The following is a 12,372-nucleotide window of genomic DNA, read 5'->3' on the forward strand; positions in this document are numbered from 1 at the left end:
CGGCAAACAGGCGCCACCGCGCGCCACGGTGCAGCGCCACGCCCCCTGCGCCCCCGGTGGCGGAACCACACCGCTTTCGCTCGATCGGGTGAGATCCCGGCCCGACCCCGCCCCCGGCGCCCCGACGCTCAATACGGTTCTCCGCATGACGGATGGCCTGACGGTGGACGAGGCCCTGCGGGCCCTGGCCGCGCTCGAAGCGGCTTGGAAGGACGACGACGAGGCCCTGGCCGCGCTGGCCGCCGGGGGACCGACCGAGCAGCCGCTCGCCGCGCTGGTCGCGCGCTACGGCGAGCACGCCGTCGACACGCTGATGGCGCTGGCCTTCGGCCTGCGGTCGAGCATGACCGACGAGGAGCTCGCCGAACTCACCGACGCGGTCAGCTCCAACATCGGCGCCCGGATGAGCGCCCTGCTCACCCGGACCCTGCGCGCCTGGGGCGGGACGGCCGGGGACGACCTGGGTGTGGTCAAGGTGATCGCGCACGCGGTGATCGACGCCATGCGGGCCGTCACCGAGGAGCCGAGCAAGACCGATGTGCTGCCGCTGCTCGCCACGTTCCGCACCTACGCGCTGAGCGACAGTTCCTGACGAACCGTCAGGCGGCAGGGTTCCCGGCCGCCGGCGCGGGCGCGCGGACCGCGGCCCGATCCGGCCGTCCGACGGCCTTGAAGTGCCCTTGACACCCTCAAAGGTCTATACCATGCTGCCATCCGGCGCCCGGACGGCGGAGTCTTCTCCGCTTCCGCGGCGCCATTTCGGCGCAGGTGAGAGCGACGAACGGGGGCCATATTGTGCTGGTGCATATCCTGGGACCACTCCAGGTCGACGTCGACGGAAGGCCGGTACCACTCGGGGGAAGACGCAGCCAACTCGTGCTGGCGACACTCGCCCTGACACCCAACTGGGTCGTCCCGCTGGACCGACTGGTGGACAACCTCTGGGGCGCCGCGCCACCGGCCAGCGCCCGGACGCAGATCCGGATCTGCGTCTCCCAGCTGCGCCGCGCGTTCGCCGACGCGGGCGCGCCACCGGCGATCGAGACCCATCCGAACGGCTACCGGCTCCGGCTCGGACCGGGCGAACTGGACGCCGCGCTGTTCAACGAGGAGGTCTCCCGCGCCCGGTCGCGGGCCGTCTCCGGCCACCTCCCCGAGGCCGCCGCCGTCCTGCGGCAGGCCCTGGCCCGGTGGACCGGACCGGCCATGGCGGGCCTGGACTGCCCGGCACTGGAGTCCTGGGCCCGCCGACTGGAGGAGAACCGGCTGCGGGCGGTCGAGGAGCGGGTGCGCCTGGAACTGGCCCTCGGCCGGCCCGGGGACCTGGTCGGCGAGCTGCTGGAACTCGTCTCCGCGCACCCGTTCCGCGAGCACCTGCACGCCCTGCTGATGCAGGCCCTGCACCGCTCCGGGCGGACGGTGGAGGCGCTCGGCGTCTACCGCACGCTGCGCGCCCAGCTCGTCGAGGAGCTGGGCCTGGAGCCGGGGCCCGAACTGCGGACGCTGGAGCAGGACATCCTCAACGGCGCCTGCCCGGCCTCCTGACCCCTCCGCCCGACCGGGCGGCCCCGGACCGACCGCGCGGTCCGCCCGCGGACGGACTCAGCCGGTGTGGCGCCACCAGAACGACCCCGGCTCGTAGTGCTCGGTGACCCCGAGCCTGCGCCAGAGCGGCTCGGCGATCCGCCGCAGCTCCGGGTCGGCGTGCACGAAGGCGTCCGGCAGCTCGACGTCGAACCGCCCCGGCGCGGCCGTCAGCAGCGCGGCCAGCAGGTACTGCTCGGAGTAGTGCCGCCAGCGCCAGGAGGTCGGGTAGTCCGCGGGGAGCATGATGTCGTGCACGTGGACGATCACCCCGGGCCTGAGCACCGGCAGCACCTCGAAGAAGAACACCGCGACGTCCGAGCCCATGTGGAGCCGGTGCGACCCGTCGAAGAAGACGATGTCGCCCGGCTCCAGCTCGCGGAACACCGCGAGGTCGGCGTGCTGGAGCGGGGTGCGGACCACCTCGTCGCAGAGCCGGTCGACGGTGGCGCGCGGCGCCGGGTCGATCGAGGTGATGCGGGTGCTCAGCCCGAGGTCCTCGACGGCCCGGCGGGCGAACTTGGTGGAGTTGCCGGAGCCGATCTCCAGGTAGCGGGCGGGCCGCAGCTCGGCCAGGAACCCGTACAGCGACAGCGCGTCCAGCGGCGGCAGCCAGCCGTTGTTCCAGTACGGGGTGGAGCCCGCCGCGGTGCCCCGCAGCGGGATTCCGCTCAGCGAATCACCCAACTCCAGGAAGCCGGCCAGGCGTTCCGCGTAGCGTTCCCGGTTCTTCTCCAACAGGTCCCGTACCTCGGTGAGTTCGGCGCGCGGCTCGGGGGTGACCACGTGGTCCCAGAACAGCGGCTTGCGCAGCCCGAAGGCCCACAGGGTGAGGCCGTGCAGCACCGGTCGCTCGCCGAGCCAGTCCACCGGCCGGCGCAGCGCGGGCAGGCGTTCCAGCAGTTCGACGCCGGAGGCGGTGCGGACGGCGGTCCGCAGATCCTTGAGTACCATGTCGTGTCGTGTCCTTTCGGGGCAGGGCGGGGCGGGTCGGGGGAGGTCAGCGCGAGTCGCGGGAGGTCAGCGCGAGTCGGGAGTCGGGGCGAGTCGCGGAAGGTCAGAGCGAGAGCCAGAGGTCCTGCAGCCGGTGCTCGGAGATGCCTTCGGCGGACCGGAAGTCGTAGCGGTGGACCTTCACCGGGCCCCGGGTGAAGCTCCAGTCCAGCCGCCAGAGCGGGTAGGGGCGGTTGATCGCGCTGTCCCAGTCGAAGCCGGCGGGCGCGGAGAACTTCCAACTCAGCGGCAGGAAGTCATTGTTGGCGCGAATCGCGTCGTCGGCGAGCGAGCGGATCCCGTCCAGGTCGCGCATCGCGGGGCTGGCGTTGAAGTCGCCGGCGACCAGCGTGCGGTTGGGGTTGCCCTTGAGCTCGGTCTCCAGGCCCCGGATCTCCTCCTGGCGCCAGGCGAACTTGCGCTTGAAGTAGGAGTCGAAGTCGAAGCCCGAGAACGGGTCGAGGTCGGGGGCGAGCGGCACGGTGACGTGCACGTTGTAGACGCTGAGCACGGTGGCACCGACCTGGAGGTCGGTGCGCATCACCTTGTCGCGGGCGAAGATCCGACTGAAGGAGGCGTCCGCCTCCAGCGCGGCGCCGGTGCCGACCGAGCGCTGCTCGACGATCGGGTAGCGCGAGATCGTGAGCAGTTCGCCGGTGCGGGCGATGTGGTAGCCGGGGAACTCCGCGGCGAGCCGGGCGTCGTCGTCGAGCCGCCGGTAGCCGTCCTCGCCGAGGCCGGGCTGCCAGACCACGTGCTCCTGGAACAGGTACACGTCGGCATTCTGACGATGAATCAGGTCGTAGAGCCGGTCGACGCCGGTGGACGCGGCCCAGTACTGGGAGTTGAAGGAGACCACGTGCAGCGCTCCGGGCGGCACCGGCCGCTCGCCGTGCCACAGGGCGGGCCAGTTGAGGCCGGAGCCGGTGGTGAGGCCGAGCAGCAGCGGCGGCAGGGCGAGTCCGAGCGCCCAGGTGCGGCGGGGGCCGCAGGCGCCCGCCGCGGCGAGCAGCAGGAACAGCGGCACGGCGACGAGGAGCACCGGCGGGACGGCGTCGAACAGGATCGCCCAGTGCCAGCGTCCGCTGACCGACCAGCGGAAGAAGGCGTAGAGCAGCCAGGCGCCGGTGAGGCCGACCAGGGCGCGGCCGTACCAGGTGCGCAGCCGGCGGGCGGCCCGGCGGGCCGGGGTGGGTCCGGGAGCCGGTGCCTCGGCGGTCGCCCCGGCCGGGTCGTCCCGCCGGTACATCCGGCGGAACTCCCGGCTGACCGCGAACCGGCCGACCCCGGCGGCGAGTCCGGCGGTGACGACGGCGTTCAGCAGGAGGTGGCAGAGGGTGAAGAAGACGAGGAAGCGGTAGCCGCGCTCCTGGCGGACGAAGCGGTACTGGCCGAGGTCGGTGAGCACGAACGCGGCGAGCAGCAGGGCGGTGGCGAGCGCGGCCGCCGGCTGCCAGGCGATCAGGGGCAGGCTCAGCAGGGTGAGCGCGGCGAGCACCGAGGCGAGGGCCCGGCCGGGGGTCTCCATGCCCTGCATCGCGCGTCCTCGGTCGAGGTAGAACGGCACCCGCAGCCGGCTGCGCACGTAGGCCTTGCGCAGCAGCGGGCGGAGCCGGTTCTCGTCGGAGAGCCGGCCCCGGACGCGCGAGGTGAGCAGCATGGGGTGGCGGGCGGCGAGCCGTTCCGCGTGGTCGATCTCCTCGGTCTGGCGCAGGGCCGGGTTGAACGGTCCGGCTTCCAGGAAGGCGGTGCGGCGGACGGCGCCGAGGGCGTAGAAGCCGCCGCTGACCAGTCCTTCGGCGCTCTTGCGCCAGTAGTGGTACTGGAGGATGCGGTACTGGCCGACGGGGCCCTCGGGGAACAGGGGTTCCTTGTCGGGGACGCCGAACACGGCGCCGTACTCGGGGTGTTCGGCGAAGACGGCGAGGGTCTCGGCGACGGCGTCGGGGTGCATGGCGAGGTCGGCGTCGAGGAAGAGGACGATGTCGCCGGTGGCGTGTTCGACGCCGAGGTTGCGGGCGGCACCGGGGCCGCCGTTGCGTTCGGCGCGGACCAGGGTGACGGGGTGGGCGGCGGCGAGCGCGGCGGAGTCGTCGGTGCTGGCGTCGTCGACGACGATCACCTCGTGCACGGGGTGGCTCTGGGCGAGCACGGAGCCGAGGCAGAGGTCGACGGTGCGGCTGTCGTTGTACATCGGCACGACCACCGAGACGAGCGGTGTGGTGGGCATGGCTCCTCGTTCGGAACGGCGGGAGGTCAACGGACGGGGGTCAACAGTCATGTTCTTCACGTCAGTTGGAAGGTGAGCAGGAGGGCGGCCCAGAGCGCGGCGGTGGCGAGCATGGCCCGGTCGCGGAGCAGGGTGTGCACCGGGTTCCCGCCCTCGGCGTGCACGACGACGATCTGCAGGTAGCGGAACAGGGCGAACAGGGCCAGCGGGGCGGTGAGCAGGGCGCCGGTCTCGTAGCCGGACTCGGTGCGCAGGTAGAGCAGGTAGCCGACGACGGTGAGTCCGGAGCAGAGCACCAGGACCAGGTCGAGGAAGTGCGCGGAGTAGCCGACCAGGGCGGGGCGGTGGCCGCTGCCGGCGACGCCGAGTTCGTGGCGGCGTTTGCCGACGATGAGCACCAGGCAGAGGGTGAGCACGGTGAGGACCAGCCAGGCGGAGAGCGGGCGGCCGCTGGCCCCGTAGCCGCCGAGCAGGCGGAGCACGAAGCCGGTGGCGACGACGAAGACGTCCAGCAGCGGGAGGTGCTTGAGCCGCCAGCTGTAGGCGGCGTTGACGCCGAGGTAGAGCAGGACGGGCGCGGCGACGCCCGGTCCGGCGGCGGCCAGGACGGGTACGAGCAGGGCGGCGAGGAGCAGCGCGAGGCCGACGGCGGTGCGCGGGGCGACCCGTCCGGAGGCGAGCGGCCGGTGGCGTTTGACGGGGTGGCGGCGGTCGCGTTCGACGTCGGCGAGGTCGTTGACGACGTAGACGAGCGAGGAGGCGAGGACGAAGGCGCCGACGGCGACGGCGATCCGGGCGGTGGTGTCCCACGCGAGGTCGGCGCCGAGCAGGGGCAGCGGGACGACCAGGATGTTCTTGGGCCACTGGCCGGGCCGGAGCAGGGCGAGCGGTGCGGGCAGGCGCGAGGGGCCGGCGGTGCGGCGGGCGGGTTCGGGCGGCCCTGCGGGTCGGCCCGTCCCGTGCTGCGCGTCCTGTTCGCTCAGGGAGGTCATGGCGGAGCGCTCCTCAGAAGAAGATCTTCACGGCGGACAGCAGTCCCTGGCTCCACGGGTCGCGGCTGGTGCGGCCCGCGTCGGGGCCGCCGGTGCGCGGGGCGGTGGGGGTCTCGTGCCGGGCGGTGCGCCACCAGTCGTAGGTGCGCAGGATGGCGTCCCGGTTGGAGAGCCTGGGGGCGAAGCCGAGCCGGTCGCGGGCCTTGTCGATGGAGACGTAGGAGTCGGCGGTGAGCTTGTGCAGCAGGCGTCCGTAGACGGGCGACAGCCGGGCGCGTTGCAGGGTGTCGAGGACGGCGAGGGCGGGCCGGGCGGGCAGGCCGACGACGCGTTTGCCGTGGCCGGCGGCGTCCAGGACGGCCTGGAAGTCCTCGCGCAGGGTGCCGAATTCGGCGGCGGCGAGGTTGTAGGTGTCGTTGGCGAGGTGGTCGGGGGCGTGCAGCACGGTGACCACGGCGTCCACCAGGTCGTCGAGGCCGAACATCTGGGTGCGGACGTCGCCCCGGCCGAGCACGGGGAAGTTGCGGCCCTCCTCGGCCCATTCGAAGAGCATCGCGAACAGGCCCATCCGGCCGGGGCCGACGAAGGTCTTGGGCCGCAGGATCGGGACGCACAGGCCGTCGGCGCGGTGGCGTTCGGCGATCTCCTCGGCGGCGGCCTTGGCGCGGCTGTAGGTGTCGACGGGTTCGCGGGGGTGGGTCTCGGGGGTGGGGACGCGGCGGGGCAGGCCGTAGACGGCGGTGGAGGAGATGTGCACCACGCGCGGGGTGCCGGCGGCGCGGGCGGCGGCGAAGACGGCGCGGGTGCCGTCGACGATGATGGAGCGGATCTGCTCGTCCGGGTAGCTGGGGAGCGCGGCGGCGGCGTGGACCAGGATGTCGGCGCCGTTCAGGGCGCGGTCGAGGGCGGCGCGGTCGCGGATGTCGCCGACCACCTCGACGCCGGGGCCGGGGCGCAGGTCGAGGCCGCGGACGTGGTGGCCGTCGGCGGTGAGGCGGTCGGCGAGGCGCGAGCCGAGCATGCCGGCGGCGCCGGTGACGGCCACGGTGAGGCCGCCGTCAGGACGGAACCCGGACCTGGCGTCGGGACGGGCGTCGGGGCCGGTCGGGGTCACCACTGCGAGGCCACCTTCTGCTTGACGAAGCGGGTGACGAGTCGGCCGAGCCCCTCGTCGAGGACGGTGCCGAGGGCGTCCACGGTCCGCTCGACGTCGGCCGGTTCGGTGATCAGGGAGGGTCCGATGATCAGCGGGTTGAGGCCGTTGAGGGTGTAGTAGGCGAAGATGCCGTGGTCCTGGTAGAGGGCGCTGATGACGGCGCAGGTGACCAGCTTGGTCCTGAACCGGGGGTCGCGCGCCATGCCGCCGGGCGCGAGCCTGGCGACCAGGTCGAGGATCCGCGGCCCGCCGTCGATGAAGACCCCCCACAGGGCGCCCGCGCCGTCCACCCGGGCGACGGTGTCCGGGTGCTCCTTCGCGAGCCGCCGCAAGCCCGGTTCGAGGACGGCGCCGATCGCCCGGGCCCGGGCCGGGTAGTCGTCCTCGATCGCGATGTTGACGGCCTCCAGGGCGGTGGCGCACTCCTCGCCGAAGCCGTAGTAGGTGGTCGAGGTGGACTGCAGCAGGGCGTCGCCGAGGTTGTCGTAGGCCTTGCGGAAGACGGGTTCGCGGGCGACGAACGCGGAGATGGAGGACTTGCCGCCGCCGAAGGACTTGGAGGTGGTGAGCACGTCCGGCAGCAGGCCCGGGTAGCGCATGAAGTGGAACAGCGTGCCGGTCTTGCCCCAGCCGGTGTAGATCTCGTCGAAGATCAGCACGATCTTCTCGCGGTCGCACAGCTCGCGCAGTCCGCGCAGGAACTCCTCCGAGCAGGCCTCGACGGTGGAGGCGCTGAACGGCTCGATCAGGATCGCGTAGACGTCGCCGGGGTGGGCGGCCACGGCGCGCCGCACGGAGGCGAGGTCGTTGTAGGTGAAGGTGTCGATGCCGGGGATGGTGGGGAACGCGAACTGCGACTGCCCGGTGAGGCCGCCGGAGCCGAGGAGCTTGCCGTGGAAGGCCCGGTCGGCGCGCAGCACCGTCCGGCGCTTGCCGTTGTGGTACTTGAACGCGAGCTTGACGGCGCCCTCGACCGCCTCGGCGCCGGAGTTGGGGAGGAAGGACATCGACAGGTCGCCGGGCAGCACCTCGGCGAGGTTGTGGCCGAGGGCGGCGAGGTAGGGCGAGAAGTAGGTCTTGTGGACCTCCATCCGGCGCTCGCGGGCGAAGCGCTCCCGGACGGCGAGGATGCGGGGGTGGTTGTGGCCGTGGTTGAGCACGCCCACACCGCCGGTGACGTCCAGGATCCGCCGGCCGTCGGTGAGGGTGAGGTGGGCGCCCTCGGCGTGCGCGACCAGCTCGCGGCCGAAGCCGAAGGAGGTCATCAGCGAGACCTGGCTCTTGTTCACGTACCGGCGGTACAGGTCGTGCACCTCGCCGACCTCGAACCGTTCGGCGTCGTCAAGGGTGTACACGGGAGTCTCCGATCGGGGTGGGGGCTGGGGTGGGGGCTGGGGCTGGGGTGGAGATCGTGGTGCTGTCGGCGGCGCTGCGGGGGCCCGGGGGGCCGAGCCGGGCCCGGGCCAGTGCCAGGACGACGGCGGAGCTGCCGAGTTCGGCGACCACGCACACGACGCGGCTGGCGACGGCCGCCGTCGCCGCGGTGCCGCCGGGCAGCGCGGTCGCGAGCGCGGCGGCGATGGTCAGCTCGCGCACGCCCCAGCCGTCGGGGACCACCACGGCGAGGCTGCTCACCACCGTGGCGAGCGCGAACGCGCCGATCCCCGGCCCCGCGGAGGACACGGCGGGCGCGCCGAGGGCGACCGCCAGGAACCACAGGTGCAGCCCGGACACCAGCCAGGAGGCGACCGCCAGCGCGATCGCCCGGCGGACGGCGGCGTCCGCCGGCGGCTCCACGGTGCGGCGGGCCAGCCGGGCGAGCGCCACCACCGGCCCGGTCGCCAGGGCGGGCCTGGCCACGCAGGCCAGCAGGCCGAGGACGGGCAGGACCAGCCAGAACCACTGCCCCGGCAGGACGGCGGGCGCGGCGAACAGGCTGACGCAGGCTCCGGTGAGGACGGTGAGGGCGAGGCTCAGCAGATAGGCGGAGGTCATCGCGGCGGCCGGCACGCCGACCGCGCGGCCGTGGGTGACATGGGTGACCACGCCCCAGACCCGGCCGGGCAGGTACTTGGACAGCTGGCCGAGGAAGTAGATCCGGGCCGCGAGCAGGCCCCGGACCGGTCCCGGTGTGCCGGGGGCGCTGCCCGGCGGCGCGGGCACCAGCACCCGCCAGGCGTGCACGGCGAGCACCAGGCCGCCGACGTTGGCGGCCAGCGCGGCGAGCAGCAGCGGCACCGCGTCGGCGCGGGCGAGGGCGCGGGCGGCGACCGGGCCCTCGTGCCGCAGCAGCAGGGCGACGCCGACCAGGGCGGCCAGCACGACGGCGGGGGTGAGGAGGGCGCGCAGCCGTTCCGCCATCAGTTCCGCTCCCCCGGGGCCGGCGGTGCCGACGGTTGCGTCCTCGGCGTCGGCACGACCGGCACCGCCCTCGGCACGGCCCGCCGCCCGGGCCGCAGCATCCGCAGGGCGCCGACGCCCGCGCCGGTCAGCAGCGAGCCGACGACCAGGAAGTGCACGCCCGCCGCGTACGGCGCGAACGCCGGCCCGTGCCGCCGGGCGGCGAACCGCAGCAGCCCCGCGTTGGCGGCGCAGAAGGCGGCCAGCCCGGCGGCCGGCAGTACCGGCCACCGGCCGGCCAGCGGCAGCGCGGCCAGGGTGAACGCCGCCGCCGCGACCGAGGCCGGGCTGTTGGCGGTGAGGTTGCGCCGCCCGCCGCGCCGCGCCGAGGCCAGTGCGGGCACCAGGACCAGCGCGCGCCGGTACGTCTCGGCGAGCAGCGGGCCGAGCCGTTCGACCTCGTCGTGGTGGGCGACCACCCGGTCCGTCAGCACGATCCGGTAGTGCGGGGCGAGCCGGTCGCTGAGTTCGAGGTCCTCGGAGTCGCGCAGGCTCTCGTCGAAGCCGCCGATCCGCTCGAACACCTCGCGCCGCACCGCCGCCTGGGCGAAGAACGCCGTCTCCACCACACCCGTGCCGCGCACCCGCCACCAGTGGGCGTGCAGCACCCGGTAGCGTTCCACCGGTCCGTCGTCGAAGAGTGGTTCCGGGGCGATCACCCCGTGCACGCAGCCGCATTCCGGATCCTTTTCCAGGATTTCCAGCGCATTCGCCACCGAATCGGGTGTCAGGGCCTCGTCGGAATCCAGGAAGAAGATCACCTCACCGGTCGCCGCCGCGATTCCGGCATTCCGCGCGGCGGAAACCCCGCGATTCGGCCACTGCCGGATCAGTTCGCACGGCGGTCCCCCGGCGGGGCCCCCGGCGGAGCCCTCGGCGCGGCCCCCGGCCGGGCCGCCCCCGGGGCCGCCCCCGGCCGTGTAGGCCCGGGCGATCCGGGCGGTGGCATCGGTGGACCCGTCGTCGACCACGATCACCTGGTGCGGCCGGTGGGTCTGCGCGTACACCGAGTCCAGGCAGGCCGAAAGGGTTCTGGCCGCGTTGTGGGCGGGGACGACGACCGTCACGGAAAAGGTCATGGCCCAAGTTCAGGCGGACCGCGTATCGGGCGGATATCGTCCCCGTATCGAGGGTGTCCGGGTGCCGGGCACCGGAATTCGGGGGCCCGGCCCGCCCTGCTACGCTCCGCCGCATGGATCCGGATTCCGTTTCCCCCCGTTCCCGGCATTCCGCGGGGGTGCGCCTGCTGGTGGCCGCCACCGCGCTGTGGGCGGCGTTCCTGGCGCTGGACCTCCTGGCGAACGGGCGGTGGTGGTTCTGGCTGATACCCGCGCTGGCGCCGCCGCTGCTGTTCCTCGCCGTGCCGGTGACGCTGCTGGCCCTGGCGTGGACGCTGCCGGTCGCCGGCTCGGGCCTGCGGCGGTGGCTGGTGCCGACGGCGGTACTGCTGCTGGTCGCCGCACTGCCCCGGACCGGCCTCAACTGGTCCTCGCTGGGGCCGGGTTCGGCCGCCGCCCAGGCCGGACCGGGGATCAGGGTCTTCTCCTGGAACACCGAGTACTGGGACACCACCGACGACCCGGACGCCTTCTACCGCTTCCTGCGGGCCCAGGACGCCGACGTCTACCTGCTCCAGGAGTACCTGGCGTGGGTCCGCGGCACGCACACCCCGATCGACGAACTCGACCGGATCCGGAGGGAGTTCCCCGGCTACCAGGTGGTGGCGGCCGGCGAGCTGGTCACGCTGTCCCGGTTCCCGGTGCTCGCCGCGCCGACCGTCGGCCCGGCGGTGGCGTCCGACGCGCCCTGGTCGGACGTCTTCACCCGGCGCAAGGTGCTGCGCACCGACCTCGACGTCCGGGGCCGCGCCGTGTCCTTCTACAACGTGCACATCCCGGTCCAGGTGGACACCCGGGAGTCGGTGTTCGGCCGCGCCTTCTACCGGGTGGTGCGCGAGGCCGACGCGGCCCGCCGCGAGCAGTTCGCGGCCCTGGAGCGCGACACCGCCGCCAACTCCCGGCCCCTGCTGGTCGCCGGGGACTTCAACACCAGCCCGGCGATGGCCGACCTCGACCCGCTCCGCGCCCACCTGCACGACGCCCGGGCGGCGAGCGGTGATCTCTCCCCCGGCAGCTGGGGCGGCGTCCTCGGTACCGACTGGTGGCGCCTCGACTGGGCGTTCACCAACGACGGGGCAGCGGTGGACCACTACGCCTTCGTCGACGACCGGGGACTGTCCGACCACCGGGGCCAGGAGCTGCGGATCTCGCTGCCGCACCGGGGGCAGGACCGCTGTCGGTGGCACGTGCTTGAATCCTGGTGTGCACGACATCCACGACACCCTTGACCTGCGAGGACTTCTCGCCCGACTGCCCGACCCGGCCGCTCTGCGCGACCGGTGCCGGGGGATCGCCATGCTCGAAGCGATCCTGAGCCCCGTCTGGGGCGACCGGTACTACTCCTTCGACTCCGCCTGGGGCGACGGCCAGCAGATGGCGTCGATGCGCAACGGGGAGGGCGACGACTGGTTCATGGTGTTCTCCGAGGCCGGCGTGTACGCGCGCGGCCTCGACCACACCGCGCCGAACGCCGCGCCGCGGCTGCTCCCCGAGGTGCCCGAGGCCTTCCGCGCCCAGACCGTGGAGCCGGCCTTCGGCGGGTCGGACAGCACTCCGCTCGCCACCGTCTGCTTCTGGCACGGCGCCGGTGGCGACGACGGGTGGCAGGCGCCCTCGGCCGCGCCGACGGGCGGGGTGGAGCTGTTCGCCCTGCTGGCGGCCGCCGACCCGGCGGAGGCGTACCTGGCGTGGGCCGAGGAGTACTACGAGCCCGAGCACCTCCCCGAGCCGGCCGCGATCGCGCACGTGCTCGCCCTGCGCCCGCTCACGGCGGCCGTCGTGGCGGCCGTCGACCCGGACGCCGACCTGGACGACCTCGCCGAGGACATCGCGGAGATCGGCTACCCGACGGCCTGAGCGGACCGTGTCCCCGGGGGCCCCGAGCGGGCCCCCGGGGGG

The 12,372-nt window shown here is 73.8% G+C and carries 11 protein-coding genes; 4 read left to right on the forward strand and 7 right to left on the reverse strand.

Features of this window, described 5'->3' with window-relative positions:
* Positions 1–145 precede the first annotated feature (145 nt).
* Together ACW14Y_RS06755 and ACW14Y_RS06760 are read left to right on the forward strand one after the other, a co-directional pair.
* Entirely contained in the window at positions 146–592 is a 447-nt protein-coding gene (locus ACW14Y_RS06755) for a hypothetical protein (RefSeq protein ID WP_266276781.1), read from the forward strand.
* A gap of 284 nt (positions 593–876) precedes the next feature.
* The gene (locus tag ACW14Y_RS06760) at positions 877–1,545 is read left to right on the forward strand and encodes an AfsR/SARP family transcriptional regulator (RefSeq protein ID WP_380385903.1); all 669 of its coding nucleotides are present in this window, start codon (positions 877–879) and stop codon (positions 1,543–1,545) included.
* 57 nt (positions 1,546–1,602) lie between these two features.
* Here the strand turns inward: ACW14Y_RS06760 and ACW14Y_RS06765 are convergent, their stop codons facing one another.
* The 7 genes from ACW14Y_RS06765 to ACW14Y_RS06795 form a co-directional block, all read right to left on the reverse strand.
* Complete coding sequence (locus ACW14Y_RS06765) at positions 1,603–2,538, reverse strand: class I SAM-dependent methyltransferase (protein WP_380303640.1); 936 nt, start codon at positions 2,536–2,538, stop codon at positions 1,603–1,605.
* A 103-nt stretch (positions 2,539–2,641) separates the two neighbouring features.
* Complete coding sequence (locus ACW14Y_RS06770) at positions 2,642–4,807, reverse strand: glycosyltransferase (protein ID WP_380436689.1); 2,166 nt, start codon at positions 4,805–4,807, stop codon at positions 2,642–2,644.
* Positions 4,808–4,863: 56 nt separating this feature from the next.
* Positions 4,864–5,799 carry a UbiA prenyltransferase family protein gene (locus tag ACW14Y_RS06775; protein ID WP_456986202.1) on the reverse strand — a complete coding sequence of 312 codons (936 nt, stop codon included), beginning with the start codon at positions 5,797–5,799 and terminating at the stop codon, positions 4,864–4,866.
* A gap of 13 nt (positions 5,800–5,812) precedes the next feature.
* Positions 5,813–6,844 (reverse strand): NAD-dependent epimerase/dehydratase family protein, encoded by a 1,032-nt coding sequence (locus tag ACW14Y_RS06780; protein WP_380303708.1) that lies wholly within the window; start codon positions 6,842–6,844, stop codon positions 5,813–5,815.
* Between the two features lie 65 nt (positions 6,845–6,909).
* Positions 6,910–8,310 carry an aspartate aminotransferase family protein gene (locus ACW14Y_RS06785; protein ID WP_380385894.1) on the reverse strand — a complete coding sequence of 467 codons (1,401 nt, stop codon included), beginning with the start codon at positions 8,308–8,310 and terminating at the stop codon, positions 6,910–6,912.
* Positions 8,297–9,316, reverse strand: a complete 1,020-nt coding sequence (locus tag ACW14Y_RS06790; RefSeq protein WP_456986203.1) for a lysylphosphatidylglycerol synthase domain-containing protein — start codon at positions 9,314–9,316, stop codon at positions 8,297–8,299. The genes ACW14Y_RS06785 and ACW14Y_RS06790 overlap by 14 nt, the downstream gene beginning before the upstream one ends.
* On the reverse strand, positions 9,316–10,434 hold the full coding sequence (locus ACW14Y_RS06795) for a glycosyltransferase family A protein (protein ID WP_456986204.1): 1,119 nt from the start codon (positions 10,432–10,434) through the stop codon (positions 9,316–9,318). The genes ACW14Y_RS06790 and ACW14Y_RS06795 overlap by 1 nt, the downstream gene beginning before the upstream one ends.
* Positions 10,435–10,547: 113 nt before the next feature.
* Between ACW14Y_RS06795 and ACW14Y_RS06800 the strand changes: the two genes are divergently transcribed.
* Together ACW14Y_RS06800 and ACW14Y_RS06805 are read left to right on the forward strand one after the other, a co-directional pair.
* The gene (locus tag ACW14Y_RS06800) at positions 10,548–11,702 is read left to right on the forward strand and encodes an endonuclease/exonuclease/phosphatase family protein (protein ID WP_456986205.1); all 1,155 of its coding nucleotides are present in this window, start codon (positions 10,548–10,550) and stop codon (positions 11,700–11,702) included.
* The gene (locus ACW14Y_RS06805; RefSeq protein ID WP_380385882.1) at positions 11,677–12,330 is read left to right on the forward strand and encodes a hypothetical protein; all 654 of its coding nucleotides are present in this window, start codon (positions 11,677–11,679) and stop codon (positions 12,328–12,330) included. The genes ACW14Y_RS06800 and ACW14Y_RS06805 overlap by 26 nt, the downstream gene beginning before the upstream one ends.
* The last annotated feature ends 42 nt before the right edge of the window (positions 12,331–12,372 follow it).

The organism is Kitasatospora sp. cg17-2 (genome assembly GCF_054031055.1).